Here is a 25,810-nt window from a genome sequence, read left to right on the forward strand (position 1 = left end):
GCCCGGCCGTACACAGCCCGGGGGAGCCGTTAGCGTGGGTGTGTGGACGCGACCACCAGGGGCGGACCCGGTGTCCGGGGCGTCTTCGAGGTCGGGAGCACGCCGCGGACCGCCGTCGCGTGGCTTCCCCCCTCGGAACTCTGGCCCGCGATCCAGCGCATCCGCGAAGAGCACGATCCGCAGATCCGGCGGTGGCCGCCGCATGTGAACCTGCTCTTCGGCTTCGTCCCGGAGTCTGACTTCGAGGCGGCCGTTCCGCTGCTGGCGGTCGCCGCCGCCGAGCGTGCGCCGTTCGGCATCAGGCTGAGCGGCGTGCACAGTTTCCGGCACCGCGACTACGCGACCGTGTGGCTCGACCCCGCCGCGGCCGACCCGGCCCCTTGGGCCGGGCTCCGACGCGCTTTGCTGGAGCGCTTCCCGCTGTGCCGCGGCCGCTCCGCCCGCTTCACGCCGCACCTTTCCCTCGGACGGACCCGGGATCCGCACCGACTGGCCGCGGAGTGTGCCGCGCGGTTGGGCAGTATGTCCACGCAGGTGGACGAGTTCGTCGTGCTCTCGCGCCGCGGCCCGGAGCGGATGTGTCCACGCGCCACGATCGCCCTCGGGACGGGCGAGGTGCGGTGGCAGCCCGACCCGCGGACCGCTCCACCGGGCACGCCGCCCTCGCACCGGCAGAACGCCGCGTGGGCCGTACTGACCGTGTACGCGAGGCCGGGCGAAGAGCTCGGCGCGAGCCTGGACCGCGTACGCGAGCAGCTTCCCGTACTGCTCACCGCCCTGGCGGAGGCGGGAACGGCAGACGCCCGCGCGTGGCCCCGTCCGTTCGACACCGGCGCGGACTGGGCCCGGTTGGCGATCGGCCTCGGGCGCACGCCGCCGGACGGGGCCCGGCTCGCCGAAGTCGCCGCCGGCTGGGTGGGCCGGCTGCCCGGCGTAGAGATCGAGCGGGCAGAGGGCGGCGCCGTCCCCACGCTCCACTGACCCCGCCCCCACGCCGCTCGTGCTGTACCCGCAAGCTGGCTGTTGACCCTCGACTTGGTGGAGGGCTCAGAGTTCTGGGTGTGGAGAACGAGATGCGCAGTATCGGTGAGATGGCCCGGGACAGCGGACTGAGCGGCGGCCGGCCAGTGCCTGGATCACGACTTTCCTGATTACCGTCGCCTCGTCCGCCTGCCCGCGGGGCGCCGTGCCCTTGTCGATGTCCCCGCTTTCCGGGAGGCGTTGGCAACCGGCCGAGGGCGCGGTGACCGTCTGCGAAGACGGTGACGACGGTCAGGACCACGTCGCCGTCAACCGCGAGTTCCTGCTGCACGCCCTCGCCGCCGGAGCCCGGGACCAACTGGTCCTGGAGTTCGGCGCCCCTACGGCGCCCCTACGGCGCCCCTGGCGATCCGTCGGACCGACACCGAGGACACCTTTTCGATGCTGATGCCGGTCCGCCTGGAGAGGTGAGGCCTATGCGGCGGTCCCGCTGTCCACGGGCAGGTCGGCCAGGCGCCACTCCAGCATCCCGTCGGTCAGCCGGACCGCCTTGCGGCCCCGCTCGTGCAGCAGGCGTACGGCGTCGTGGGCCAGGACGCAGTACTCGCCCCGGCAGTAGGCGACGACCTCGGTGTCCGCGGGCAGCTCGGCGACGCGGTCGGCGAGTTCCTCAAGGGGGATGGACAGGGCGCCGGGGATGTGGCCGGCCGCGTACTCCGCGGCGGGACGTACGTCCAGGACGACTACTTCGCCGGCCTTCGCGCGGGTGAGCAGTTCCTCGCGCCCGACCGCTTCCGGCTGGTCGTCGCCGAGATAGGCGGTGCGGGCGGCCTCGACGCCCGCCTGGTGGGTCTGGGCGACCCGGCGCAGCAGCGCGTAGAGGGCGGCGACGTCGTCTCCGGCCAGGCGGTAGTGGATGCGTACGCCCTCGCGGCGGGTGGTGACCAGTCCGGCCTGCTTGAGGGTCTGCAGATGCGCCGACGCGGTGGTGAGATTCAGCCCCGCGGCCTTCGCCAGAGCATCGACCGTCCGCTCGCCCTGAGCCAGCAGGTCGAGCAGTTCCAGACGTTTTCCACTGCTCAGCGCCTTACCCGTGTGAGCGAAGGCGTCGTACAGCGCCGACTTCCGTGCGGCATCTCCCATAGCATCCTCCATAGATCCATGGAATATTGTAATTGCATCCATGGGTGGGTGGGTGGGTGCCGAGACCACTCGGCGCCTACCGTGGCAGAGGGAGGACCTCATGGGCTTCGTCGACGATCATCTGATTCCGCTGGTCGACCAAGGTCTGGGCAACAGCGCCTACCTCGTCGACCTCGGCGACGGCCGGGCCCTGGCCGTGGACGCGAGCCGGGATCTGCGCGCCCTGCGCGCGGCGGCCGACCGGCGCGGCCTGACCGTCGCCTACGCCGCCGACACGCATCTGCACGCCGACTTCCTGTCCGGGGCGGTGCAGCTGGCTGCCGACGACGGCGCGACCGTACTGGCCTCCGCCGCGGGGGACCGCGCCTTCCCGCACACCCCGCTCGCCGACGGCGAGGAGACCGATCTCGACGGCCTGACCCTGCGCGCGCTGGCCACCCCCGGCCACACCGACGAACACCTCTCCTTCCTGCTCCTGGACGGCACCCGCGAACTGGGCGTATTCACGGGCGGTTCGCTGATCGTCGGCTCGGCCGCCCGTACGGACCTCCTCGGCGCCGACCGAGCCGAGGAGCTGGCCCGCGCCCAGTACCACTCGCTGAGGCGACTGGCCGGGCTGCCGGACGGCACGGCGGTCTGGCCGACGCATGGCGCGGGCTCCTTCTGCTCCGCCCCGCCCGGTGCCGAACGCACCACCACCATCGGTGACCAGCGACGGGCCAACCCGCTGCTCGCCGCGCCGAACGAGGATGCCTTCGTCGCGCGGCTGCTGGGAAGCCTCGGCTCCTATCCCTCCTACTTCGACCGGCTCGGCGAGGCGAACCGGCGCGGGCCCGCGGTCCTCACCTCCGCCCCCGCGCTCACGGCGCTCTCCCCCGCGCAGGTCCGCGCTCTCCTCGGCGAGGGCGCTCATCTCGTCGACGTACGACGCGTGGTGGACTTCGCCCACGGCCACATCCCGGGAGCCGTCTCCATCGCGCTGCGCGACCAGTTCGCCACCTGGCTGGGCTGGCTGCTGCCCGACGACACCCCGATCGTCTTCGTCGCCGCCCCCGGCCAGGACCTCGCCGAACTCACCTGGCAGGCACTGAAGATCGGGTACGAGCGGCTGGCCGGCCACCTCGACGGAGGCATGGAAGCCTGGACGGCCGACGGAGGCCGGCAGCAGCGCATCGAGCTGCTCCCCGCCGACCGTATCGCCGACCGTATCGCCGAGCGTCGTCCCGTACTCGACGTCCGGCAGCGCGCCGAGCACCTCGACGGACACATCCCGGACGCGGTCCACATCGAACTCGGAGACCTCGCCGCGCGTTCCGCCGACGCCCCCGAGGGCGCCGTGGTCGCCTGCGGTCACGGCGAGCGCGCCATGACCGCCGCCAGCCTCCTCCAGCGCGCCGGACACCAGGACCTCGCCGTCCTCGACGGCGGGCCCGCCGACTGGGCCAAGGCCACCGGCCGAGCCCTGGAGGAGGGCGCGTGACCACTCGCGCCACCAGTGAGACCGGCTCAGGCACACGCCTCGGCCTGCGCGCCAACCTGGCCCAGTTCAGCCTGCTCGTCGCCGTCAACGCCCTGGTCGGCGGGATGCTCGGCCAGGAACGCACCGTCCTCCCGCTCCTCGCCGAGGACGTCTTCCACCTGCCCACCGCCACGCTCGGACTCACGTACATCCTCGCCTTCGGCGCGACGAAGGCCGTCACCAACTTCTTCGCCGGGACCTGGTCGGACCGATTCGGCCGCAAACCCGTGCTGATCGCCGGATGGCTGATCGCGCTGCCGGTGCCCGCGATGCTGGCCTGGGGCCCGTCCTGGGGCTGGATCATCGCCGCCAACGTCCTGCTCGGCGTCAACCAGGGTCTGACCTGGTCCACCACCGTCATCATGAAGATCGACCTGGTCGGACCGGAACGGCGCGGCCTGGCCATGGGCTTCAACGAGGCCGCCGGTTACGTCGCCGTGGCCGCCACCGCCATGGCCACCGGCGCCATCGCCGAACACGCGGGGCTGCGCCCGGCGCCCTTCCTGCTCGGCGCCGCCTACGCCGTCCTGGCACTGGGCCTGTCCACCCTCGCCGTACGCGAGACCCGCGAGCACGCCCGCTTCGAAGCCGCCCGTCACCGGGCCCCGGCAGCCGGGGGCCAGGACGGGCAGTTGACCACCGGTCAGATCGCCCGCCTCACCAGCTTCCGCGACAAAGCCCTCTCGGCCGCCAGCCAGGCAGGCCTGGTCAACAACCTCAACGATGCCCTGGCCTGGGGCATCTTCCCCCTCCTCTTCGCCGCCCACGGCCTGTCCATCGCGCGGATCGGTATCCTCGCCGCCCTCTACCCCGCGGTGTGGGGCGTCGGACAGATGCTCACCGGTTGGTGGTCCGACCACATCGGCCGCAAACACCTCATCACGGCGGGCATGCTGCTCCAGGCCGCCGCCATCGGGCTCGTCGCCGCCGGAACCACCTTCGGCGTCTGGGCCATCGCCCAGATCCTGCTCGGCATCGGCACCGCCCTCGTCTACCCCACCCTCCTCGCCGTCATCGGCGACGTCGCCCACCCCGCCTGGCGCGCCCGCGCGGTAGGCGTCTACCGGCTGTGGCGCGACGGCGGCTTCGCCGTCGGCGCGCTGCTGGCCGGAGTCCTCGCCGACGCCTACGGCCTAACGACGGCCATCTGGGCCATCGCCGCCCTCACCGCGGCCTCCGGTCTCCTCGTCGCGGTACGCATGTACGAGACGCACCCGCGCACCTGACCCGTCGCCCCGTCCGGGGCCCCGTCCGCTGCGCCGCCGGTAGCTGGCCGACTGCGGGTCACATCCAGTCGTCGGGGCCCGGGTCGCCGCCCTCTGCCCAGACCACGAGGCGGCGGAGGTAGTGCGTCCAGCCCTCCGCGTGGGCGGAGCAGGCCTCAGGGGACGGCAGGCCATGGTGGGCCAGGCGGAGCACGGTGCCCTCGCCGAGCGGTTCGAGGGTGATCTCCACGGTGGAGGAGCCGGGGGGTACGGCCATGCCGCCCTCGGCCCAGCCCCAGGTGAAGACCAGCCGCCTCGGCGGGTCGATCTCGACGAACCGCCCCTCGGCGACGTTGTCGCCCCTGACGTTCGTCCGGTAGGCGCCGCCGGGCTCGAAGGTGAACTCGCCGTCCTTGCCCATCCAGGCCAGCCACTTGTCGCGCTCGGTGAAGAAGGAGAACACCGTGGCGGGGCGGGCGGCGATGTGCCGCTCCAGCGTGACTACGTCTGTGCTCACTGCGCGGTCCCTTCGCTATGACCGCCTGGCCGCGCCCTCCGGCGTGCTCGCGATCGCATCGGACCTGGCCGACGGCCGCGTGGCCCGGCACCAGGGCACGGTCAGCCGCCTGCTGCCCGACGCGACACAGTTCCATGATGGCGCGATACCGACTGCCCCGCCATTAGGCCGGACGCGCCCGACGGGTGCCGCGGCCGGGTTACGGCAGGAAGGAGTTGTCGAACGCCTCGTCCACGGACACGGGGTTCGTCAGCAGCTTGTGCGACCGCATGAACTCCTCCATCTGCTTCCACTGGGCGGCGTCGTTCTGGCCCGGCTTGGCGGCCCCCTCGGTCTTCATCAGCGGCAGGGACGCGTTGAGTACGGCCAGCGCGTCGGCCTGCTTCTTCGGATCCTCCAGGCCCGGAACGGTCTTCTTGCTGAGCTCGACCGCCTCCTTGGGGTGGTCGATGGTGTACTGCAAGCCCTTGAGGGTGGCGGCGATGAACGCCTTGAGGTCCGCGGACCGGCCGTCGACCGTCTTCTGCGAGGCGCCCAGACCCGCCGCGACCAGCGGCAGGGACGGCGCGGAGCCGGCCGGCTGGATCGTCCGCACGTCCGTTCCGGACTGGGCGAACTGGACGGCGTCGTTGTTCAGGTAGCCCGTCACGGCGTCGACCTTGCCGCCGGTGAGCGCTGCCTGCTGGGTGAAGCCGATGTTCTGGATCTTCACGTCGGAGGTGGACAGGTTCGCACTCTTCAGCAGCGCGAGCAGGGCGAAGTACGTCTCGCCGTACGGTCCCGGCGTACCGATGGTCCGTCCCTTGAGGTCGGCCGCTTCCTTCACCGGGGAATCGGACCGGACCATCACCGCGACGGGGTACTTGCGGTAGAGCGTGGCCACGTTCACCACGGGGACCTTCTGCGAGCGCGCCTGGAGCATCTCGTCGCCACCCGCGTACACGACGTCTTCCTGTCCGGCGGCCAGTGCGCCGAACTGGGCGTCGGTGAAGCTGTGGTGACGGAGCTTCACATTGAGCCCCGCCTCCTCGTAATAGTGCAGCGACTCGGCCACGTAGAACGGGGCGAACTGGATGTTGGGCACGTAGGTGAGGCCCACGGTCAGCGGGGCGCCGCCCCCGCGTCCGTCGCCGCCCGCGCCGCCGGCCCCCTTGCCGCCGTCGTCGGCGTTTCCGCAGCCGGCGACGGTCACGGTGGCGAGCAGGGCGAGCGCGGACAGGGTGGCGGCCGCACGGCTTCTCCCCGGCCGGGTGTGACTGTGCACGTGTTCCTTGGCTTCCTGTCTTCCCGAACGCGCCGATCCGCACGCCGAGTTGGTTGGCATTGTCATGACTGGTCGGCCGCCGCCGCTTCCAGGCCGGTGCGGTACGCCGCGAGGTCGCCCACCGAGATCAGCGCCAGGCCCTCACGGGCGGCGAGCTCTCGCAGGTCCGCGTACCGGGCCATGCTCCAGTCGGCGAGGACGATCTCGCACATCGTGGTCACGCCCGACAGGCCCGCGAGCCGGGACAGGTCCACGGCCGCCTCGGTGTGGCCGTCGCGCTCCAGTACGCCGCCGCGCGCGGCGCGGACCGGGAAGATGTGTCCGGGCCGGGCGAAGTCGCCCGGCCGGGCGTGCTGATCGGCGAGGGCCTGGAGCGTACGAGCCCGCTCCGCCGCCGGAATTCCGGTGGTGCCGCCCTCGACGAGGTCGACGGAGACGGTGAAGGCCGTCCCGTGCAGTCCGGAGTTCTCCGCCACCATCTGGGGCAGGTCGAGCTCCTCGCAGCGCTCGTACGGCAGCGCCGCGCAGACCACGCCGGACGTGTGGTCGAGCATGAACCTCATCGCCGCCTCGTCGGTGTACTCGGCGGCCACCATGAGGTCGCCCTCGTTCTCCCGGGACTCGTCGTCGAACACGACGACGAACTGCCCCTGGGAGAAGGCGTGGATCGCCTGCTCCACCTGTTGCAGACGGTCAGTGGTCATGTGTGCTGTTGCCATTGGCTCTCCTGCGGTCGGGACCAATCGGACGGATGACGTCCGGCTGATACGTAACTGCGAGAGAACGCGGCCATGCGGGCAGGCACAGGTCGGCCTGCCTCGATGGACGGTGGGCGGCACGACAGGAGAGGCACTCTGAAAGGAAGGCCGGCTCCGTGTACCGACACCGTTCCGGGGAAAGCGAGCAGTGTTCCGGGCAGCGGTCCGTCTGCGAACCACCACTATCCGGAACAACATGTCGCCGCGCACTGCCTACCATCCGGACTTTCACCGTCGGTCCTGGAGTTCCACCAGGTCAACCAGCTGATGGCTTCAGCTGGGTCGCGGACTATCACCGCCGGTTCGGAATTACACCGACCCCGGAGCGCGCGAACACTCGGAGAGGATCTTGGCACAGCCGTCTCGCTTTGTGGACGTGTCCTGCGCCACATTCCGGCTTCCGGAGCTCGGCCGCGGGCCCGTCGCCGGCCCGTCGTGGGCCCACGGGGCGCGATGTACCGCTGTGGCAAGATCTCGGTGCCCGCCGGGCATGCCGGAAGGCCCCCGGCCGGTGCCACCAGACCGCGACGGGGACGAAGGAGAACGGGCGTTGGGACAGGTCAGAGCGGCCGACCGGACAACAGGCGCAGCCACGGGCGCCGATACCGCGGGCACGGGGAAGGGCACGGGGGCGGGTGCGGAAGCGGGCACACCGAAGGGCGTTCGCACGGGAGCGAGCGCGGGTACGGGAACGAGCGCGGGTACGGTCCGGAAGGTGCTCCGGGCCGTCGTGCCGCCGGCGATACCGGGTGTGCTGATACTCGTCCTGTGGACGGCTGTGGTAAGCAGCGGGGCAGTGTCTCCGTTCTTCCTTCCGCTTCCGTCCGACCTGGGCCGCGAGTTCCTCGCCGCCGTCACCCGCGGTCCCCTGCTGGAGGCCACCGGTACGACGCTGCGCGAAAGCCTCACCGGCGTCCTGCTGGGCACCGCGGTCGCGGTTCCGCTTGGCTATCTCGTGGCACGCAGCGGGCTCGCCGCCCGGGCCCTCCAGCCCTATCTGGCGGCCACCCAGGCGCTGCCCGCCGTGGCCCTCGCGCCCCTGCTCGCGCTGTGGCTGGGCTACGGCCTGCTGCCGGTCGTCGTGCTCTGCGCCCTCATGGTCTTCTTTCCCATCCTGGTCAACACCACCTTGGGAATCCGCGGGCTCGACCGCGAGGTCCTGGCCGCCGCCCGGGTGGACGGCGTCGGCGCCTGGGGCCTGATGCGCCACATCGAGTTCCCGCTGGCGCTGCCGAGCGTTCTGGCGGGCATCCGGACCGGTCTCACGCTGTCCGTCACCGGAGCCGTGGTCGGCGAGTTCGTCATGGGCGGCGAGGGGCTGGGGCAGCTGCTCGCCGTACAGCGCAACGGCGCCGACACCGTCGGCATGTTCGCCACGCTCCTGATGCTGTCGCTGCTGGCGATGGCGATGTACGGCGCGATGCGTCGGCTGGAGGCATGGCTGGAGCGCTGAGCGCTCAGCCCCGGTCCGTCAGCCCCCGGCCGGTTCCGGCCGGGTCCGTTCCGCCCAGCGAATTGTCACCGGGTCGCCGCCAGGTCGTAACGGAGAGTCCACCGGGCACTGTTGCCCCACAGCTCGCCCAGCGTCAGCAGGACGGTCACCAGTGCCAGCAGCGCCACCGCGGGCCAGGTCGGCAGGGAGCCGGTCAGCGCCGCGAGCACACAGGACGCCGCCAGGCTCAGTAAGGCCCAGCCGTGCAGCCGCTTCGCACCGGCGAGTGAGTCGGCCCCGCGAGCCGTCCGCACCTGGAGGAGCATCACCATCAGCGTGTTGATGCCGATCAGCCACGCGGCCGCCGGCCGGGGCGCCTGGGTGTGCGTCACCACCCACAGCGGCATCCCGACCGTCAAGATGATGTCCCCGAGCATGATCGTCCCGCTGACCAGCGACATCGCCAGGTAGGGCAGGTCCCGTACGGCGGTGCGGCCGGAGGCCGCGTCCTTCGTCCGCCGGGTGCCGGGGATGCGTGGCATCCGCAGGTACAGCAGGCCTCCGGTCACGGCGGTCGCGGCGTTGCCGAGCATCAGCGAGGTGTAGGCGGCCTGGGTGTCGATCGACATCGCGAGGCCCGCGGCGAGCACGCCCAGCGAGAAGCCGCCGTTGAAGACGGCACGGCTGTACGCGGACACCGTGACCCGCTGCTCCGGCGGGATCAGCCCGGACAGGATCGCCTGCCGGCCGACGTCCGCGCCGCTCTCCGCCACCCCCCAGTCCAGTGGCGACGAGGAGGAACAGCCAGAACGAGTGCACCAGGGTCGCCGACACCAGGAACACCGCCTGGAAGCCGACCAGGACGAGCGTCACCTCCCGGGCGCCGTATCGGTCGGCGAGGTGCCCGATCGGGACGCCGAGGCCGAGTCCCGCGAGGCCGGCCACCGACAGGCCCAGGCCGACCTGGGTCGCCGAGAGGCCCACCGACCGCACGAAGTACACCGAACTGCCGGATATGTAGAGCCCGAGTCCGATGCTGCCGATCAGCGACACGAGGACGATCAGGCGGGCCGGGCCCGGTTCCGGCAGCAGGCGGGACAGCCCGCCGGGCCCGCTCCGTCGCAGGTGCGTCGGGCTCGGATCCCCGGTCGGCCACGTCGGGGTCGGCGTCGGCGTCGGGACCGGGGACGACGCCCGCCCCGGAGCCGCCGGCGCGGCCTCCCGCGTACGGTCGGGCGGACCGATCCAGTGCCGGGCCCGCTCGAAGTGGTAGGTGGGCAGGGTGACCCGGCGTGCGCTGCGCGGTGGCCGGCTGCGGCGGCCGGGGTCGGCCCGCCTGGACCCCGGCGCCGTCCGCGCCGAACTGGCCGCGCGACTCCCCGAGTACATGCTCCCGTCGTCCGTCGTGGTCCTCCCCGAGCTCTCCCTGACCCCCAACGGCACATGCGACCGCAAGGCCCTCCCGCCCCCGGTCCGCCCCGCGTCAACGGGCCGCCGCCCCAAGCGGCAGCGATCGGTCAGCACGAGTCCTGAAGAACCAGGGACCGGCTGACCGGACACGCGAATCGTTGGAGCGGCTTACCGGGCTGGGCGGTGCCGTGGCTGCGACCACCGCCCAGCCCGGAGTCTCAGGCCGCCTCGGAAACCGGGTGCGGCTGTTCGTGCTCGCAGGCGTCGTCGATGCCGTAGGTCTCCCACGCCGGGAAGTCGTCCTCGGCGGGTACGGGCTCGCCCGGGTCGAGCAGGCAGGCGTCGAGGGCTGCCCGGAGGGCGTCGGGGCGAAGCCCGGTGCCGATGAAGACGAGTTCCTGGCCCTGGGCGGTGTCCTGGCCGACGGCGCCCGAGGGTTCGAAGCGGGCCACCGCGCCGGCTTGTGACCACAGGCCGGTGACCCGGGGGCGGCTGGCGAGCCGGAAGAAGCCCTTGGAGCGCAGGATGTGGCCGAAGGTGCCGCTGTCGAGGCCCTTGGTGACGAAGGTCCAGAGCCGGCCCGGGTGGAAGGGGCGGTCGGAGCGGAAGACGAGGGAGGAGATGCCGTACTCCTCCGTTTCCGGAACGTGGTCTCCGTTGAGTTCCTTGACCCAGCCGGGGGCCTGCTGCGCCCGTTCGACGTCGAACAGGCCGGTGCCCAGGACCTGCTGGAGCGCCACCTGTCCCCGTACCGCGGGCACGATCCGGGCCTCGGGGTTGAGGCGGGCGAGCGTGGCGCGCAGCCGTGCCGCCTGGTCCGGTCCGACCAGGTCGAGCTTGTTGAGGACGATGACGTCCGCGAATTCGATCTGGTCCATGAGGAGGTCGCTGACGGTGCGTTCGTCGTCCTCGTACGGGGCGAGGCCGCGCGCGGCGAGTTCATCGCCACCCCCGAGTTCCGGCAGGAAGTTCGCCGCGTCGACGACGGTGACCATGGTGTCGAGGCGGGCGAGGTCGCCGAGGGTGGCGCCGTCGTCGCGGGGGAACGAGAACGTCGCGGCGACGGGCATGGGCTCGGAGATGCCGCTGGACTCGATGAGCAGGTAGTCGAAGCGTCCCTCGCGGGCGAGGCGTTCGACCTCTTCGAGCAGGTCGTCGCGCAGGGTGCAGCAGATGCAGCCGTTGGTCATCTCGACCAGGCGTTCCTCGGTGCGCGACAAGGCCGCCTCGCCGCCGCGGACGAGCGCGGCGTCGATGTTGACCTCGCTCATGTCATTGACGATGACCGCGACCCTCAGCCCCTCGCGGTTGCCGAGGACGTGGTTGAGCAGGGTGGTCTTTCCCGCGCCGAGGAAGCCGGAGAGGACGGTCACGGGCAGTCGATCGTACGTCGTCATCAGGTGCTCAGCCCTCGGGGCGGAGCAGGCCGCGCTCGTACGCCTTCACCAGGCGCTGCGGTACCTGGTACACGGAGCCGTCGACCGTGATCGGGACGAGCTGCGGCGCGGTGGCCTTCCACTGGGCGCGGCGGTGGCGGGTGTTGCTGCGGGACATCTTCCGCTTGGGTACGGCCATCGGTATCTCCTGGGGTGAGTCGGTAGGCGTCGTCGTCCGCGAGGCTATATGAAAATGGATTCCATTACCAATTATGCGCGCGCGACGGGGATCGGGATCTCGAAGTGGACCGTCCCGTAGCCGCCGTGCTCACCCGTCGTGCGGGCATCGCAGACCTCGGTGGCGAGGCTGCGCCAGAACCCCTCCGCACCGGGAACGTCGACATTCGTGTGCAAGTAGATGCTCTCGTACCCGGGGATGCCGGCGGCGAACTCGCACGCCGTCCGAACCATGGCGCGGGCCAGCCCGTGCCGGCGATGTCCGGGGCGCACGTACACGCGCAGAAGCTGTGCCGTGCGCCCCGACGGGTAGCGCTCGGCGAGCCAGCGCGGGTGCGGTGGGTGCAGGGGGCCCCGGGAGTGCAGTGCGGTGGTGCCCACCACCTCGCTGTCGCGCACCGCCACGACGAGGGTGTGGCGCGGGTGGCGGAGATAGGTGCCGTCGATGTCGACGACGTCGGAGTGCCACCGGGGGACGTAGCCGTAGTCGAACTCCCGGTAGAAGGTGTCGAGCATGACGCTGCGCGCGCCGTGCACATCCTCCGGTTCGGCGTGCCGTACCACGTACGCGCCCACTTTTTGATGCTGCGTCAGATTCTTCATCACTCCACCTCCGGTTTCAGGAGCGGCAGGCTACCGCGAAGAGCGGTCTATTGGAAATGAAAACGATTTCCGATAGCTTCTCCTTCGTCGGTCCGGAGGCCTCCTGCCAGGCAGTCCGTGCCGCACGCATGCCCAAGAGCTGTGATGGCGGTCTGAGAGGAAGTCCCGTGGGACATCTGCTGGTTATCGAGAGCTGGGTGGGGTCGATGAGCAGGCTGCTGCCCAGGGCGATCCGCGAAGGCGGGCACGAGTTCACCTTCGTCACCCGGGACCTGCACCACTATCTGCGTGCCGCCCCCGCCGATGGTCCGCATCCGCTGCTCGCGGCGCACAACGTCATCACCGCGGACACCAACGACATCGACACGCTGCTGCCTCGCCTGGATCGGCTGCACGGGGTGTTCGCCTTCGACGGGGTCGTCTCCTCCTGCGACTACTACCTGCCGGCGGTGGCCCGCACCGCCGAGCGGCTGGGCCTGCCGGGACCCACCGCCGAAGCGGTCCGGGCGGCGTGCCGCAAGGACCTGACCCGTCGGCAGCTGGCGGAGGCCGGGGTGTCCGGTCCTCACTTCGCGGTCTGCGGGGATCCGGTGCAGGCGGCGGCCGCCGCACGAGAGATCGGCTACCCGCTGGTCGTGAAGCCGGTGGACCTCTGCGGCGGGATGCTGGTCCGCGAGGTCCGCGACGCGCGGGAACTGGAACTGGCCTGCCGGGCGCTGTCCGAGTTCCCGCTCAACGCGCGCGGCCAGGACCGCAGCCCCGTCTTCCTCCTCGAAGAGCTCCTCACCGGCCCCGAAGTCAGCGTCGAGACCGTCTCGTTCGACGGTGCCACGCACGTCGTGGGCGTCACGGACAAGAGCATCGGCGGGGCGCCCGCCTTCATCGAGACCGGCCACATGTTCCCGGCGGCCATCGGCCCGGCGCAGGCGGGGGATGCCGCCGAGACCGCCGTACAGGCCATCAAGGCCCTCGGACTGGACCAGGTGGTCTGCCACACCGAGATCAAGCTGACTCCCGCCGGACCCAAGGTGGTCGAGGTCAACCCCCGGCCGGCGGGCAACCGGATCACCGAACTGGTCCGCCATGTCACGGGCGTCGACCTCGCCGCCGCCTGCGTGGACGTCGCCCTCGGCCGCACCCCGGATCTCACCTCGCGACCGACCGGCGTACGCAGCGCCGCCATCGCCTTCCTGCTGCCCGAAGCCTCCGGCATCCTCACCGGCATCGAGGGCGCGGACGGCGTCCGCGACCAGCCCGAGGTACTGGAGATCACCCTCGCCGAGCCGGGACGCACCGTACGAGCCGCCACCAGTAACAACGAATACCTCGGCCATGTCATGACCGCCGACACCGAGGGCGGCGACGCGCGTCGCAGCGCCGAGCGGCTGCTCGCCCACCTGCGCCCCACGTATGAAGACTGCGCGGCTGAAGAGTGCGCGGCAGAAGGGCGCGCGGCTGAAGGGCGCGCGGCTGAAGAGTGTTCGACCGAGCTGTCCGAGGCGGCGGTGTCCGCGTGACCGCACCCGCCCCGCACGCGCCCTGCATCCGCACGGTCGACCAGCTCATCGAAAGCGTCCGCTCCGGCGGCCATGGCCTCGACCCGGCCCAGGAGCGCATCACGCTCGCCTTCACCACCGCCCAGGCGGTGCGCCACGAAGGCCGCTCCCACTGCTACCGCAACGAGGTCCTCAGCCTGCGCTTGGCCGCGGCCGTCGGATCCTGCGCCGTGGAGCCGGGCGCACTGCCCGCGGCGGCGCTCGACGACTGCGTCGGCACCACCGTGGCCGAGCTGCTCGGCCACCCGCTGCTGCCCGTGCGGATCGCCGCGCTCGACGCCTACCTGATGCACGCACGACCGCACACCCCCGAGCACGGGGCCCGGCCCTACACGGTGCCGGCCGGCAGCTCGCTCCAACGGTCCCAGGCCCGGGCCGGGGCGGTCGTCGACCTGCTGCCGACAGCCCGGCGGCCGCGATCGGTGCTGGTCATCGGCGTCGTCAACTCCCTCCTGGAACAGCTGCGCGCCCGCGGTGTCCGCTACGTGCCCTGCGACCTCAAGGGCGGCGCCACCGAGTGGGGGGAGCCCGTCCGTACGGACGCCCTCGCCGAGCTGGAGCGCTGCGACGCGATCCTCGCCTCCGGCATGACCCTCGGGAACGGCACCTTCCAGCCGCTGCTCGACCATGCCGCGACTACCGGCAAACCCCTCGTCATGTTCGCGCAGACCGGCAGCGCCGTCCTGCCACGCTTCCTCGGAGCCGGGGTGAGCGCCGTGTCCGCCGAGCCGTACCCCTTCTTCTGGCTCGACGGCGGCCCCGGAGTCATCCATCGCTACGGAGGCGCCCGATGACCACCGCACCCCTGCTGCATCGCTCGTCGGCCGGTGTCGCCAACCCCGACCTGCTGCCGCTGATCGGCCGCACCCCGCTGGCCAGGGTCCGCACCGAACTTCCGTACCCCCACCCCGGTTTCTGGGCGAAGCTCGAATGCCTCGGCGCCGGCGGGATGAAGGCCCGGGCCGCCGTCTCCATGCTCCTCGGCGCCCGGCGGCGCGGCGATCTGAGCCCCGGCGCCCCCGTGGTCGAGTCGACCTCGGGCACGCTCGGCATCGGCCTCGCCTTCGCCGGCCAGGCCCTCGGCCACCCCGTCGTCCTCGTCGGCGACGCCGAACTCGAACCGTCCATGCGCCAGTTGCTGCGCACGTACGGTGCCCAGCTGGAGCTCGTCGACCGGCCCGCTCCCGAGGGCGGCTGGCAGGCCGCCCGCATCGGGAGGCTGCGTGAAGTCCTGCGACGGATGCCGGAGGCCTACTGGCCCGACCAGTACAACAACCCCGACAACGCGGCCGGCTATCTGCCGATGGCGGCCGAACTGTGCGGTCAGCTCGACGACTTGGACATCCTGGTGTGCAGTGTCGGCACCGGCGGCCACAGCTCCGGGCTGATCGGCCCGCTGCGGCGCCGCTGGCCGCGGCTGAAGGTGATCGGCGTCGACTCCATCGGCTCGACCATCTTCGGGCAGCCCGCCCGCCCTCGCCTGATGCGCGGACTCGGCAGCAGCATCCACCCCCGCAACGTGGCGTACGACGCCTTCGACGAGGTGCACTGGGTCGGCCCGGCCGAAGCCGTCGACGCCTGCCGCAGGCTCGCCCGCGGCAGCTTCGTCAGCGGTGGCTGGAGCACCGGAGCCGTCGCCCTCGTATCCGCGTGGGCGGCCCGCGTGGAAGCGGGCGCCGTCGTCGCGACCGTCTTCCCCGACGGCCCGCACCGCTACCTCGGCACGGTCTACGACGACGACTTCTGCCACGCCCACGGCCTGGACCGGGCCGAACTCGCCGTCCGCCCACTGGAGATCCCGTACCCGCAGGCGGCCGAGGTCGCCGGCTGGGCCCGCTGCCGCACCGTGGTCGATCCGGCGCCGGCCGCCCGTCCCCGAGTTCCCGCGCCCGCCCGGGGCGGTGCCGCATGAAGCTCACCTGGCACACCGCCGCACTCGAACTGGCCGAACCGCTACGCATCTCCCGCTCGGTGATGGCCCGCCGCGACGCCGTCTGGGTCACGATCGAACACGGCGGACTGCGCGGCTGGGGCGAGGCCGTCAGCAGCGACTACCTCGGACTGCCGACCGACCGGATCCTGCGGCATCTCGCGTCCTCGCGGCCGCGCGTCGAACGCTTCCCCGACCCCGAGACGGCCTGGGACGAATACGCCGCCTGGACACCGGAGACGCTCCCCGCCGGTGTCCTGGCCGCGATCGAGGCCGCCCTGCTCGATCTGGTCGGCAAGCGCGCCGGCCAGGCCGCCCACGAGCTGCTGGGCACGCATGCCGCGCCGGCCGCCGCGACCGCCCGTACGATCGGCATCGCCCCGCCCGTGGCAGCTGCCGCGCAGGCCGCACGCCTCGCGATGAGCGGCTTCACCACCCTGAAGGTCAAGGCCGGATCCCCCGACCCGGCGGCGGACCTCGCCCGGGTGGAGGCCGTACGCACCGGAGCCCCCGAGGCGAGCCTGCTGCTCGACCCCAACGGGGCGTGGACCGAACGCCAGGCCCTCGACCTGCTCCCGCGCTTCGCCGAGCTCGGCGTCACCGCCGTGGAGCAGCCGATCGCGCCGGGCCGCCCCGACGCCCTCGCCCGCGTGGCGAAGGACTCCCCGGTCCCCGTCATCGCCGACGAGGACGCCGTCTCCTACGAGGACGCCGTCGCACTCGCCGGACAGGTACACGGAGTCAACGTCAAACTGGCCAAATGCGGCGGGGTACGGGCCGCGCTGCGCATCCACGACGCCTTGCGCGGCAGCGGCACCGACCTCATGCTCGGCTGCCTCACCGCCAGCTCGCTCGGCATCGCCCCCGCCGTGCACCTCGCCGACCGGGCCCGCTGGGTGGACCTCGACGGCCACCTCCTGCTCGCCGACGACCCGTGGACCGGCATCGGCGGCACCGACGGTACCGTACGGGCCGCGAACCGAGCCGGTCTGGGCGTCAGACGCGCCCGTGTGGAGGCCGAACAGTGAGAACCCTCGCCGCCGTACGGAGCTTTCCGCTCACCGTGCGCCTCCTCCTCGTCAACCAGCTCGGCGTCAACACCGGCTTCTACCTGCTGATTCCGTACCTCGCCAGCCACCTCACCGACGACCTCGGCCTGTCGGCGGCCGTCGTCGGCACGGTCCTGGGTCTACGCAACCTCAGCCAGCAGGGCCTGTTCCTCATCGGCGGCTCGGCCGCCGACCGGCTCGGCGCCCGCGGTGTGATCATCGCCGGCTGCGCCCTGCGCACCGTGGGATTCGCCCTGTTCGCACTGGGCGACGCACTGCCGCTGCTGCTCGCCGCGGCCGTACTCAGCGGGCTGGCCGGCGCCCTGTTCAACCCCGCCGTGCGGACGTACGTCGCGCAGGAGGCGGGGGAGCGCAAGGCGGAGGCCTTCGCGCTGTTCAACGTCTTCGCCACCACCGGTGCGCTGCTCGGCCCCCTCCTCGGAAGCCTTCTGCTGCTCGTGGACTTCAGGGCGGCCGCCGTCACCGCGGCCGGCGTCTTCGCCGTCCTCACCCTCGCGCAGCTGCTGGCGCTGCCCGCCCGCGAGGTACCGGCCCCCGACACCGGGCTGCTCGGCGACTGGCGCGAAGTGGCCGGAAACCACCGGTTCCTGGCGTTTTCCCTCGCCATGGTCGGCATGTACGGCCTGGAGAGCCAGTTGTACCTGCTCCTGCCGCACGCGGCGGCCCGGGCCTCCGGCTGGGACGGCTCGATCGGGCTGCTGTTCCTCTGCGGGACCCTCGCCAACATCCTCTTCCAGCTGCGCATCACCCGTGCCCTGGGCGCCAGGGGGAGCCGCGCCCGCTGGATCGCCACGGGCCTCGCGGTCATGGGCCTGGGCTTCGTCCCGCCGATGCTCGTGGCCGGCGCCGCCACCTCCCACCCGCCGTACCTGCTGGCGGTGCTCGCCGGAGCGCTGCTGCTCCAGCTCGGGTTGATGATCGCCCAGCCCTTCGTGATGGAGCTGATACCGGCCTTCGGCCGCGACGGCCTGACCGGCACCTCCTACGGCCTCTTCTACGCGGTGTCCGGCGTGGCGGCCGCCGCCGGCAGCGCGGCGATCGGATGGGCCATGGACACCGGCGGGCACACCGGCCTGACCTGGCTGCCCTACGCCTGCTGCCTCGCCCTGGGCCTGGCCTCGGCCGCGGCCGTCGTACGGCTGCACCGCCGCGGCGCGCTGCCCGCCGACCCGGCCGTGCCCCTGGACCCCGCCCCGGATCCCGCACCCCCATGCGCCAATGCCCGCTCCCGAAGCGAGGCCCGATGACTGCCGGCAACCTCCTCACCGACCGTCCCGAGCTGTACGAAGTGCGCTTCCCCGACCCCGAACACCTCGCGGCCCGCTGGGCCGAGGACATCCTGCTCCGCCACGGCGCCGGCCCGCGCGTTCTCGACGTCGGCTGCGGCACCGGCCGGGACGCAGCCTGGCTCCACCACCGGGCGGGCCGCGAGGTCACCGGCATCGACACCTCCGAAGCCATGCTGGCTCACGCCCGCAGCCACCATCCAGGCCCCGGCTACCGGCTCGCCGACATGCGGGACTTCGACCTCCAAGCCGCCGTCGACGCCATCGTCTGCCTGGACAGCGCCCTGCTCTACTGCCACACCAACGACGACCTCACCGCATTTCTCGCCCGCTGCCGCGCCCACCTCACCCCTGGTGGCCTGCTCGTCGCCGAGATGCGCAACGGGGCCTTCTTCCTCGGCAACACCGAGCTGCTCGACGGCCCGCGCACCGCCACGCTCCCGTGGCACGGGATCACGTACACCTCCCGCACCACCCTGTACGTCGACCACGCCGCGCAGCTCCTGCGCCGCCGCCGGATCTGGACCGCCGACGACGGCTCACCACCGCAGGAGCAGCGTTCCGCCTGGCGGCTGCTCTTCCCGCAGGAGCTCCGGTACTTCCTGACCACCGCCGGGTTCGAGGTCCTGGCGCTCTACGACGGCCCCGGCCCGCGCACCGAACCCCCCTGGAGCGAAGGGCAGGCCCCGCGGCGGGCCGCGAACTCCGACCGCCTGCACCTCGTCGCCCGCCTCACGCCCCTTCACAGCAACGGAAGACAACACTCATGAACGACCAGTCCACAGGCCTCGCCCGAAGGGGTTTCATCATCGCCGGCAGCGCCACCGCGCTGGCCCTCGCCGCCGGGTGCGGCAGCGGCGGATCCACCCAGGCGGACGCCGAGAACGCGGGGTCCGGCACCCCCAAGTCCGGCGGCCGGCTGCGCGCGGCCTTCGCGGGCGGCGGCGCCAACGAGACCCTCGACCCGCATGCCGCCAACCTGTTCGTCGACGCGGCGCGTGCCAAGGCGCTCTTCGACAAGCTCGCCGACTTCGGCGCCGATCTGGCCCCGGTTCCCCGGCTCGCCGAACGGTGGGAACCGGGCGAGACCCTCGACACCTGGCGGATCACCCTGCGCAAGGCCGCCTTCCACGACGGCAGGCCGGTCACGGCCGAGGACGTCCTCTACAGCTACCGCAGGATCGCCGACCCGAAGGGCACGTTCCGGGCCAAGGCCTCGCTCGAACCCATCGATCTCGGGGCGAGCCGGGCCGTGGACGCCTCGACCGTCGAGTTCAAGCTCAAGCGCCCGTACGCCGAATTCCCCAACGTACTCGCCGCCTTCGGCGCGTACATCGTCCCCAAGGACGCCGCCTCCTTCGAGCAGCCCGTCGGGTCGGGCCCGTTCCGCTTCGTGTCCTTCAAGCCCGGCAGTTCCCTCGTGGTCAAGCGCAACCCGGACTACTGGGAGGGCGCACCCCACCTCGACGAGCTGGAATTTGTCGTGGCCACCGAGGAATCGGCGCGTGTGAGCGCGCTGCTCGGCGGTCAGGTCGCATACGCCCACGAACTGAACCCGGCCACCGCCCGCGCCCACGAGGGCAAGGGACGGATCAACGTCATACGGCTCCCGGGCAGCGCCATGCAGGGCTTCGTCATGAAGACCGACCGCCCGCCGTTCGACGACAAGCGGGTCCGCCAGGCGTTCTTCCTCATCGCCGACCGCAAAGAACTCGTCGACGGCGCCCTCTCCGGCGCGGGCGAGATCGGCAACGACCTCTTCGGCAAGGGCTGCCAGTACTACGCGAGCGGCCTGCCGCAGCGCACGCAGGACCTGGAGCGGGCCCGCGCGCTGCTGAAGGAGGCCGGAGCCGAGGGACTGAAGGTCACCCTCGACACCGCCCCCGCGGCCACCGGCTTCATCGAGGCCGCCGGCATCTTCAAGGAGCAGGCGGCGAAGGCCGGAGTCACCGTCGAGGTCAAGGTCGGCAACAAGGACACGTACTGGAAGGACATCCTGTCCGCCGGAACCTTCGCCTCCTACCGGTCCGGCGCCATGCCCATCGAGTCCCACATCTCCCAGCGGCTGCTGACCGGCTCCACCACCAACGCCACCAAGTGGCAGCAGAAGGACTTCGACGACCTGTACCAGCAGGCCCAGTCCACCCGCGACGAGAAGGAACGCGCCGCCCTCTACGAGAGGATGCAGCGCCGGCTGTACGACGAGGGCGGCTTCCTGATCTGGGGCTTCGCCGACTGGATCGTGGCCACGGCGCCCACGGTGCGCGGAGTGTCGAAGGAGGCCCCCGCCAATACCCTCGACTGGGCCCGCTTCGACAAGATCTGGCTCGCGTGAGGCTCCACCTGTCATGGGTCGGCCGCCGCCTGCTCCTCGGTCTGGGGCAGACGGCGGCCGTCGTCCTGTTCATCTTCGTGCTCACCGAGGCGCTGCCCGGTGACGCGGCGGTCGCGCTCGCCGGGGACCAGCCCGACCCGGAGCGGATCGCCCGCATCCGCGAGGCCATGGGGCTGGACCGGCCGGCTCCCGAACGCTTCCTGGAGTGGGCCACCGGCATGCTGCACGGTGACCTCGGCACCTCCGTGGTCACCGGCCGCCCCGTCACCGGCTACCTGGCGGCCGGACTCGGCCCCACCCTGCTCCTCGCCGCCGCCACCCTCGCACTGCTGGTCCCGCTCTCCGTCGGCCTCGGCGTCCTGGCGGCCCGCCGCGAGGGGAGCCCGCTGGACCGGGCCGTCAGCGCCGTGACACTGGCCGTGCACGCCGTTCCGGAATTCGCCTTCGGGGTGCTGCTGGCCGTCGTGTTCGGACTGTGGCTCGGCTGGCTGCCGCCCACCGCCGTCGGCACGGACCCCTTCTCCGAACCCGCCGTCCTCGTCCTGCCGGTCCTCGTCCTGCTGTCCCGGCCCGTGTGCACCATCAGTCGCCTGGTGCGCGCGGGGATGATCGATGCGATGGCCGCGCCCTACGTCGCCCAGGCGCGCCGCTACGGCCTCTCCGGCTCCCGTATCCGCTGGGCCCACGCCCTGCCCAACGCCCTGGCGCCGGCCACCCAGCAACTGGCCCGCACCTGCGACTGGCTGCTGAGCGGAGTGATCGTCGTGGAGGCCCTGTTCGCCGTACCGGGCCTGGGCACCGTACTGATCGAGGCGGTCGCCGCCCGCGATGTGCCCGTCGTGCAGGGCATGGCGGTCGTCTTCGGCGTCGTCACCGTGCTGGTCAACCTCGCCGCCGACCTGGTCGCGCGCCGCTTCGCCCCACGCTCGGAGGTGGCGGCGTGAAGCACGCCTGGCCCCGGTACGCGCTCGCCCTCGGGCTGATCGCCGTACCGCTTCTCCTCGCCCTCCTGGGCCCGGTGCTCGCGGGTCCCGCCGGACCGCGCACCGTCTCCTTCAGCTCCTCCGGCGTCGGTGAAGGGCACTGGCTCGGCACCGACTTCACCGGCCGTGACGTCTGGCACCAGGTGCTGCTCGGCGGCCGGTCCGTCGTGCTCGTGGCACTCACGGCCACCCTGCTCGCCTACCTCGTCGCCATCCCCCTGGGCCTCACCGCGGCGCTCACCCGCCGCACCTGGCTGGAGGAAGCGCTGATGAGGCCCCTGGACGTCCTCATCGCCGTGCCCTCCCTGCTCCTGGTGCTGCTCGTCGCGGCCACGCTCACCCCGGGTCCTGCCGGACTGACCACGCTGGCCGGCCTGGCCGCCGTACCCGACGCGGCACGAGTCGTCCACGCGGCGGCCGTGGAGATCTCTTCGCGGCCCGCCGTCGAGGCGCTGCGGATGCAGGGCGAGTCATGGTGGCGCACGGCCATCGGCTACGTGGCCCGCTCCATGCGCCGGGCCCTCGCCGCCGACGCCGGAATCAGGCTGACCGGCGCCCTCTACCTGGTGGCCACGGCCGCGTTCCTCGGCGTGGGGGTGGAACCCGACGCGGCCGACTGGGCGGTGATGGTCGACCGTAACCGAACCGGGCTGTTCCTCCAGCCCTGGGCCGTGGTGGTGCCCGCCCTGCTCATCGCGGCGCTGTCCCTGGGCACCAATCTGCTGTTCGACGTGGCCCTGCAAGAACGCTGGAAGGGAGCGAAGCGATGATCCCCGTCGCGGAAGTGCACGGCCTGCGGGTCGAGATCGCCGGACACGTCATCGTCGACGGCGTGAGCCTGCAAGCCCACGCCGGAAAGGTCACGGCCATCGTCGGACCTTCCGGGAGCGGCAAGACCACCACGGGCCTCGCACTCCTCGGTGAGTACCCGCGGGGGGCTCGCGTCGAGGGCACGGTCCGTACGGCAGGGGGCGCGGTGGGATACGTGCCCCAACACCCGGCGGCCGTCCTCAACCCCGCCCGCCGCGTGGGCGCCTTGCTTCGCGATGTCTCGGCAGGCCAGGGAGGCACCCGGCAGGAGAGGCGCGACCGCGTCGACGGGGCCCTGCGCCTGGCCCAGCTCCCGGACCCCTCGGCCGTCCTGCGCCGCTTCCCCCACCAGCTCTCCGGCGGTCAGCAGCAGCGGGTCGCCTTGGCGCAGGCCCTGCTGCTGGGTGCCCGCGTCATCGTCGCCGACGAACCCACGACCGGCCAGGACGTACTCACCAAGCAGGGCATCGTGGCCGAACTGGCAGCCGTGGCAGAGCGGGGCATCGCAGTCGTCCTGCTCAGCCACGACCTCGACGTCGTGCGGCAGCTGGCCGACGAGGTGATCGTCATGCGAGAAGGCCGGGTCGTGGACCGTGGGACGGTGGGGTCGGTGCTCACCGGCCCCGGTCAGCAGGCGCCCCTCGCGGCGCGAGCGGCACGCCGGAGGGGGGCCGTGCGGGTGGAGACCCAGGGCCTCACCGCGAGGCACCTCACCGCGCGGGGCGCCATCGACGTGTTGACCGACATCGGGGTCTCGGCCGCGGCGGGGGAGTGCCTCGCGCTCGTCGGCCGCTCCGGCAGCGGCAAGACCACCCTGGGACGCTGCCTGGCAGGGCTGCACTCCGCGTACGACGGAACGGTCCTCCTCGAAGGCACCCCGCTGCCGCGCAGCCTGCGATCCCGCAGCCGTACGGAACTGGCGGCCGTGCAATACGTGTTTCAGGATGCGAAGGCGGCGTTCGACGAACACCGGCCCGTCCTCGACCAGATCGCCCGTACCGCCGTGCGGCTGCGTGGGGCGAAGGCGGACGACGCGCGCGGGGCGGCCGTACGGACCCTCGAAGAGCTGGGCCTGCCGGCGAGCCTGGCCGAGCGCCGCCCCGGGGGGCTCTCCGGCGGCGAACTCCAAAGGGCGGCGCTCGCCCGGGCCCTGCTGGCCGAGCCGAAGGTCCTCGTCTGCGACGAGATCACCTCCGGCCTCGACCCCATCACCCGGAACGCCATCCTCGGCGTACTCGCCCGGCTCCGGGAACACGCGGAGCTCACCCTGGTGTTCATCACCCACGATGTGACGGCCGCTGCTGCGCTGGCCGACCGGATCGCGGTCCTGGACGCGGGACGCGTGGTGGAACAGGGGTCGGCGCATCGGGTGATCAACGAGCCACGGCACGCGTTCACCCGCACGCTTCTTCGGGCCGCGGCGCAGAGCGCGGAGCGTCGGCGACTTGGAACGGCTCCTGAGCCCGAATTGCGGTGACGCCCGGCGTACGCGAAGTCCCTCCCCCGCCCAGCGGGGGAGGGACGGCGGCGCCAAGCCCTACCGGCTGCCGTACGGGAGCAAGGCCATTTCGCGGGCGTTCTTGATCGCTGCGGCGAGCCGCCGCTGCTGCTGCGCCGTGACGCGGGTGACGCGACGGCTGCGGATCTTGCCGCGGTCGGAAATGAACTTCCGCAGCAGGTCGGTGTCCTTGTAGTCGATGTAGGTGATCTTCGCTGCATCGAGCGGGTTGGGGCGGGACTTGAGCGGCTTCTGTGGGGTCTGGCGGCGGGCCATGTGTGTTCCTTGTGGGTCGTCGGGGCGTCGGGTCGTCAGGAGACGGGGTCGAGGAGGGAGTCGAAGGCGGCGGGGAGTCTTCGCCATGCCTCGGGTCCCGCCGCGTACTCGGTGTCCGTGAGGAGGCAGGACTCGAGCAGTTGCTCCAAGCCGTGGCGGTCGAGGCCGGGTGAGGTGAAGACGAGGTGCTGGCAGCAGTCGCCGTGCTCGGGATGCCAGTCGAGCGAGGCCGCCGCCCTGCGCATCGGCGGGACCAGCTCCCAGGCGGCGTCCGGCAGGGATGCCAGCCAGGGGCCGGCGTTCTCCACGCACAGGGCGCCGCCCGCGGCGTCCCAGGCCAGCAGGGTGTCGGGTCGGTCGGCGAGCCAGAAACGGCCACGGCTGCGGGCGGCAGCGCAGCAGAGGTCTTCCAGGGCCTGGTAGAGGCGCTCGGGATGGAAGGGGCGGCGGCGGTGCCAGACGAAGGTGGTGACTCCCGCCTCGTCGGCCTCCTGGGGGAGCAGGGCGCAGGCCGGGTGCTGGGCGGCGGCCGCCGTTTCCACGTCGAAGCCGGCGAAGGCCAGCTGGGCGAGTTCGCCGGATCCGGCGGCCACCCGGCGGGCGGTCGGATGGAGCTGTGCCAGGAGGGCGCGGTCCTCGTCGTCGGCCTGCTCGCTGTCGACGAGGGCGAGCACGGGCGCGTACTCCAGCTGCCGCGCCCAGGTGTCTCCGACGGTGCGCTGGTCGGTGGCGGCCGCCGCGAGGCCCACCTCCGCCAGGTCGTCGCCGTTGACGAGGTACGGCAGTACGAGCGCCGGGTCCACCGCGGTGATCACGCCGGTGAGGTCGAGTACGTCGGCGCCGTGCGCGGTGACGACCTCGGCCATCGCCTTGGGCTCGACGGAGTCCCACAGTTCGACGACGGCCAGCCGGGTCAGGCCGCTGCCGGCCAGTCGTTCCAGCTCGGGGACCAGGTCCTCGCGCAGCGCGCAGCACGCGCAGTCGTTGACGAGGGGCGCCTCGCCCCGGGACAGCTCGCCCGAGGCGTCGCGCACCACGCGCCGCACCGTGCCCTGCGCTGCCGTGGCCAGGTCGTGGTGGAGGGCGACGCTGCCGGGGACGGCGTGCAGCAGCCGGTCCACGACTTCCTTGCGGGCGTCTGAGTGGAGCCCGCCGACGATGACGACGGGCAGGGTCACGCCGTGCTCCCGTACCGGCGCTGGAAGCGCTCGACGCGGCCGGCGGTGTCCAGGACGCGGGCGGTGCCGGTGTAGAAGGGGTGGCTCTGCGAGGAGATCTCCACGTCGATGACGGGGTAGGTGTTGCCGTCCTCCCACTCCACCGTCTTCTCACTGGTGGCGGTCGAACGGGTGAGGAAGGCGAAGTCGGCGGCCTTGTCGCGGAAGACGACGGGGCCGTAGGCGGGGTGGATTCCAGGCTTCATGACGGTTTCCTTCGAACAGAGGGGCGGGGGTCAGCGCTCTTCGCGGAAGTCGACGTGCCGGCGCACCACCGGGTCGAACTTGCGCAGCACCATGCGGTCCGGGTCGTTCCGCCGGTTCTTGCGGGTGACGTAGGTGTAGCCGGTGCCCGCGGTGGAGCGGAGCTTGACGATCGGGCGTACTTCGTTGCGTGCCATGCC

General features: G+C 72.1%; 26 protein-coding genes, 2 pseudogenes and 1 riboswitch. Of the genes and pseudogenes, 16 read left to right on the forward strand and 12 right to left on the reverse strand.

The features are described 5' to 3' along the window. Positions 1–42: 42 nt before the first annotated feature. Positions 43–981: a 2'-5' RNA ligase family protein gene (locus tag MTF65_RS01535; protein WP_243626332.1), complete on the forward strand. Its 939-nt coding sequence runs from the start codon at positions 43–45 to the stop codon at positions 979–981. Between the two features lie 135 nt (positions 982–1,116). Then, a pseudogene (locus MTF65_RS01540) lies at positions 1,117–1,452 on the forward strand (DNA polymerase III subunit beta); the annotation flags it as partial. A 3-nt stretch (positions 1,453–1,455) separates the two neighbouring features. On the opposite strand, the gene MTF65_RS01545 reads toward MTF65_RS01540, so the two are convergent. Next, complete coding sequence (locus MTF65_RS01545) at positions 1,456–2,124, reverse strand: metalloregulator ArsR/SmtB family transcription factor (RefSeq protein WP_243626333.1); 669 nt, start codon at positions 2,122–2,124, stop codon at positions 1,456–1,458. Positions 2,125–2,224: 100 nt separating this feature from the next. Between MTF65_RS01545 and MTF65_RS01550 the strand changes: the two genes are divergently transcribed. Together MTF65_RS01550 and MTF65_RS01555 are read left to right on the forward strand one after the other, a co-directional pair. After that, complete coding sequence (locus MTF65_RS01550) at positions 2,225–3,604, forward strand: rhodanese-like domain-containing protein (RefSeq protein ID WP_243626334.1); 1,380 nt, start codon at positions 2,225–2,227, stop codon at positions 3,602–3,604. Beyond that, positions 3,601–4,869 carry an MFS transporter gene (locus MTF65_RS01555; RefSeq protein ID WP_243626335.1) on the forward strand — a complete coding sequence of 423 codons (1,269 nt, stop codon included), beginning with the start codon at positions 3,601–3,603 and terminating at the stop codon, positions 4,867–4,869. Before MTF65_RS01550 ends, MTF65_RS01555 begins: the two co-directional genes overlap by 4 nt. A 58-nt stretch (positions 4,870–4,927) precedes the next feature. Here MTF65_RS01555 and MTF65_RS01560 read toward each other — a convergent pair whose 3' ends face one another. The 3 genes from MTF65_RS01560 to ribB all read right to left on the reverse strand — a co-directional run bounded on the left by MTF65_RS01560 (position 4,928) and on the right by ribB (position 7,348). Then, entirely contained in the window at positions 4,928–5,365 is a 438-nt protein-coding gene (locus MTF65_RS01560) for an SRPBCC domain-containing protein (protein ID WP_243626336.1), read from the reverse strand. A gap of 199 nt (positions 5,366–5,564) precedes the next feature. Then, on the reverse strand, positions 5,565–6,629 hold the full coding sequence (locus MTF65_RS01565; protein WP_243626337.1) for an ABC transporter substrate-binding protein: 1,065 nt from the start codon (positions 6,627–6,629) through the stop codon (positions 5,565–5,567). A gap of 62 nt (positions 6,630–6,691) precedes the next feature. After that, positions 6,692–7,348 (reverse strand): 3,4-dihydroxy-2-butanone-4-phosphate synthase, encoded by a 657-nt coding sequence (gene ribB, locus MTF65_RS01570; RefSeq protein ID WP_243626338.1) that lies wholly within the window; start codon positions 7,346–7,348, stop codon positions 6,692–6,694. 241 nt (positions 7,349–7,589) lie between these two features. After that, a riboswitch (FMN riboswitch) is annotated at positions 7,590–7,720 on the reverse strand. A gap of 463 nt (positions 7,721–8,183) precedes the next feature. On the opposite strand from ribB, the gene MTF65_RS01575 reads away from it, so the two are divergent. Beyond that, positions 8,184–8,840 carry an ABC transporter permease gene (locus tag MTF65_RS01575; protein ID WP_374207134.1) on the forward strand — a complete coding sequence of 219 codons (657 nt, stop codon included), beginning with the start codon at positions 8,184–8,186 and terminating at the stop codon, positions 8,838–8,840. A 65-nt stretch (positions 8,841–8,905) separates the two neighbouring features. Here MTF65_RS01575 and MTF65_RS30585 read toward each other — a convergent pair. Beyond that, positions 8,906–10,208: pseudogene (locus MTF65_RS30585) on the reverse strand (MFS transporter). On the opposite strand from MTF65_RS30585, the gene MTF65_RS01585 reads away from it, so the two are divergent. Then, entirely contained in the window at positions 10,102–10,371 is a 270-nt protein-coding gene (locus MTF65_RS01585; RefSeq protein WP_243626340.1) for a hypothetical protein, read from the forward strand. The pseudogene MTF65_RS30585 and the gene MTF65_RS01585 sit on opposite strands and share 107 nt — an antisense overlap. Before the next feature lie 76 nt (positions 10,372–10,447). On the opposite strand, the gene MTF65_RS01590 is transcribed toward MTF65_RS01585, so the two are convergent. The 3 genes from MTF65_RS01590 to MTF65_RS01600 all read right to left on the reverse strand — a co-directional run bounded on the left by MTF65_RS01590 (position 10,448) and on the right by MTF65_RS01600 (position 12,445). Beyond that, entirely contained in the window at positions 10,448–11,626 is a 1,179-nt protein-coding gene (locus MTF65_RS01590) for a GTP-binding protein (RefSeq protein ID WP_243626341.1), read from the reverse strand. Positions 11,627–11,633: 7 nt separating this feature from the next. Continuing rightward, on the reverse strand, positions 11,634–11,804 hold the full coding sequence (rpmF, locus tag MTF65_RS01595; RefSeq protein ID WP_243626342.1) for a 50S ribosomal protein L32: 171 nt from the start codon (positions 11,802–11,804) through the stop codon (positions 11,634–11,636). 71 nt (positions 11,805–11,875) lie between these two features. Continuing rightward, the gene (locus MTF65_RS01600) at positions 11,876–12,445 is read right to left on the reverse strand and encodes a GNAT family N-acetyltransferase (protein ID WP_243626343.1); all 570 of its coding nucleotides are present in this window, start codon (positions 12,443–12,445) and stop codon (positions 11,876–11,878) included. A 167-nt stretch (positions 12,446–12,612) separates the two neighbouring features. Here MTF65_RS01600 and MTF65_RS01605 point away from each other — a divergent pair, with 167 nt between their 5' ends. The 10 genes from MTF65_RS01605 to MTF65_RS01650 are packed head-to-tail and all read left to right on the forward strand — an operon-like array spanning position 12,613 to position 23,892. After that, positions 12,613–13,962 (forward strand): ATP-grasp domain-containing protein, encoded by a 1,350-nt coding sequence (locus MTF65_RS01605; protein WP_243626344.1) that lies wholly within the window; start codon positions 12,613–12,615, stop codon positions 13,960–13,962. After that, positions 13,959–14,795 carry a Rossmann-like domain-containing protein gene (locus tag MTF65_RS01610; RefSeq protein ID WP_374207135.1) on the forward strand — a complete coding sequence of 279 codons (837 nt, stop codon included), beginning with the start codon at positions 13,959–13,961 and terminating at the stop codon, positions 14,793–14,795. Before MTF65_RS01605 ends, MTF65_RS01610 begins: the two co-directional genes overlap by 4 nt. Continuing rightward, positions 14,792–15,913, forward strand: a complete 1,122-nt coding sequence (locus tag MTF65_RS01615) for a PLP-dependent cysteine synthase family protein (protein ID WP_243626345.1) — start codon at positions 14,792–14,794, stop codon at positions 15,911–15,913. Before MTF65_RS01610 ends, MTF65_RS01615 begins: the two co-directional genes overlap by 4 nt. Next, positions 15,910–16,959, forward strand: coding sequence for a dipeptide epimerase (locus tag MTF65_RS01620; RefSeq protein ID WP_243626346.1), 1,050 nt, complete (start codon positions 15,910–15,912; stop codon positions 16,957–16,959). Before MTF65_RS01615 ends, MTF65_RS01620 begins: the two co-directional genes overlap by 4 nt. Next, complete coding sequence (locus MTF65_RS01625; protein WP_243626347.1) at positions 16,956–18,248, forward strand: MFS transporter; 1,293 nt, start codon at positions 16,956–16,958, stop codon at positions 18,246–18,248. The genes MTF65_RS01620 and MTF65_RS01625 overlap by 4 nt, the downstream gene beginning before the upstream one ends. Then, positions 18,245–19,057, forward strand: coding sequence for a trans-aconitate 2-methyltransferase (locus MTF65_RS01630; RefSeq protein ID WP_243626348.1), 813 nt, complete (start codon positions 18,245–18,247; stop codon positions 19,055–19,057). Before MTF65_RS01625 ends, MTF65_RS01630 begins: the two co-directional genes overlap by 4 nt. Further along, entirely contained in the window at positions 19,054–20,622 is a 1,569-nt protein-coding gene (locus tag MTF65_RS01635) for an ABC transporter substrate-binding protein (protein WP_243626349.1), read from the forward strand. The genes MTF65_RS01630 and MTF65_RS01635 overlap by 4 nt, the downstream gene beginning before the upstream one ends. Next, the gene (locus tag MTF65_RS01640; RefSeq protein ID WP_243627261.1) at positions 20,610–21,566 is read left to right on the forward strand and encodes an ABC transporter permease; all 957 of its coding nucleotides are present in this window, start codon (positions 20,610–20,612) and stop codon (positions 21,564–21,566) included. The genes MTF65_RS01635 and MTF65_RS01640 overlap by 13 nt, the downstream gene beginning before the upstream one ends. After that, positions 21,563–22,375: an ABC transporter permease gene (locus MTF65_RS01645; RefSeq protein WP_243626350.1), complete on the forward strand. Its 813-nt coding sequence runs from the start codon at positions 21,563–21,565 to the stop codon at positions 22,373–22,375. The genes MTF65_RS01640 and MTF65_RS01645 overlap by 4 nt, the downstream gene beginning before the upstream one ends. Continuing rightward, positions 22,372–23,892 (forward strand): ABC transporter ATP-binding protein, encoded by a 1,521-nt coding sequence (locus MTF65_RS01650; protein ID WP_243626351.1) that lies wholly within the window; start codon positions 22,372–22,374, stop codon positions 23,890–23,892. Before MTF65_RS01645 ends, MTF65_RS01650 begins: the two co-directional genes overlap by 4 nt. 60 nt (positions 23,893–23,952) lie before the next feature. Here the strand turns inward: MTF65_RS01650 and rpsR are convergent, their stop codons facing one another. From rpsR to rpmG, 4 genes are read right to left on the reverse strand one after another with little or no spacing between them, the layout of a single operon-like run. Continuing rightward, positions 23,953–24,189: a 30S ribosomal protein S18 gene (rpsR, locus tag MTF65_RS01655; protein WP_243626352.1), complete on the reverse strand. Its 237-nt coding sequence runs from the start codon at positions 24,187–24,189 to the stop codon at positions 23,953–23,955. Positions 24,190–24,224: 35 nt separating this feature from the next. Then, on the reverse strand, positions 24,225–25,367 hold the full coding sequence (locus MTF65_RS01660) for a GTP-binding protein (protein WP_243626353.1): 1,143 nt from the start codon (positions 25,365–25,367) through the stop codon (positions 24,225–24,227). Continuing rightward, on the reverse strand, positions 25,364–25,612 hold the full coding sequence (locus MTF65_RS01665) for a type B 50S ribosomal protein L31 (protein WP_069922962.1): 249 nt from the start codon (positions 25,610–25,612) through the stop codon (positions 25,364–25,366). The genes MTF65_RS01660 and MTF65_RS01665 overlap by 4 nt, the downstream gene beginning before the upstream one ends. Before the next feature lie 30 nt (positions 25,613–25,642). Further along, positions 25,643–25,807: a 50S ribosomal protein L33 gene (rpmG, locus tag MTF65_RS01670; RefSeq protein ID WP_030162346.1), complete on the reverse strand. Its 165-nt coding sequence runs from the start codon at positions 25,805–25,807 to the stop codon at positions 25,643–25,645. Between the last annotated feature and the right edge of the window lie 3 nt (positions 25,808–25,810).

Origin of the sequence: Streptomyces sp. APSN-46.1 (assembly GCF_022815725.1) — a bacterium.
In the GTDB taxonomy this organism is placed as follows: Bacteria; Actinomycetota; Actinomycetes; order Streptomycetales; family Streptomycetaceae; genus Streptomyces.

Coding starts and splice junctions, on each gene's coding strand:
- MTF65_RS01545 (WP_243626333.1), bottom strand. CDS start 2,124: ATGGGAGATGCCGCACGGAAGTCGGCGCTGTACGACGCCTTCGCTCAC.
- MTF65_RS01550 (WP_243626334.1), top strand. CDS start 2,225: ATGGGCTTCGTCGACGATCATCTGATTCCGCTGGTCGACCAAGGTCTG.
- ribB (WP_243626338.1), bottom strand. CDS start 7,348: ATGGCAACAGCACACATGACCACTGACCGTCTGCAACAGGTGGAGCAG.
- MTF65_RS01590 (WP_243626341.1), bottom strand. CDS start 11,626: ATGACGACGTACGATCGACTGCCCGTGACCGTCCTCTCCGGCTTCCTC.
- rpmF (WP_243626342.1), bottom strand. CDS start 11,804: ATGGCCGTACCCAAGCGGAAGATGTCCCGCAGCAACACCCGCCACCGC.
- MTF65_RS01600 (WP_243626343.1), bottom strand. CDS start 12,445: ATGAAGAATCTGACGCAGCATCAAAAAGTGGGCGCGTACGTGGTACGG.
- MTF65_RS01615 (WP_243626345.1), top strand. CDS start 14,792: ATGACCACCGCACCCCTGCTGCATCGCTCGTCGGCCGGTGTCGCCAAC.
- MTF65_RS01620 (WP_243626346.1), top strand. CDS start 15,910: ATGAAGCTCACCTGGCACACCGCCGCACTCGAACTGGCCGAACCGCTA.
- MTF65_RS01630 (WP_243626348.1), top strand. CDS start 18,245: ATGACTGCCGGCAACCTCCTCACCGACCGTCCCGAGCTGTACGAAGTG.
- MTF65_RS01635 (WP_243626349.1), top strand. CDS start 19,054: ATGAACGACCAGTCCACAGGCCTCGCCCGAAGGGGTTTCATCATCGCC.
- MTF65_RS01650 (WP_243626351.1), top strand. CDS start 22,372: ATGATCCCCGTCGCGGAAGTGCACGGCCTGCGGGTCGAGATCGCCGGA.
- rpsR (WP_243626352.1), bottom strand. CDS start 24,189: ATGGCCCGCCGCCAGACCCCACAGAAGCCGCTCAAGTCCCGCCCCAAC.
- MTF65_RS01665 (WP_069922962.1), bottom strand. CDS start 25,612: ATGAAGCCTGGAATCCACCCCGCCTACGGCCCCGTCGTCTTCCGCGAC.
- rpmG (WP_030162346.1), bottom strand. CDS start 25,807: ATGGCACGCAACGAAGTACGCCCGATCGTCAAGCTCCGCTCCACCGCG.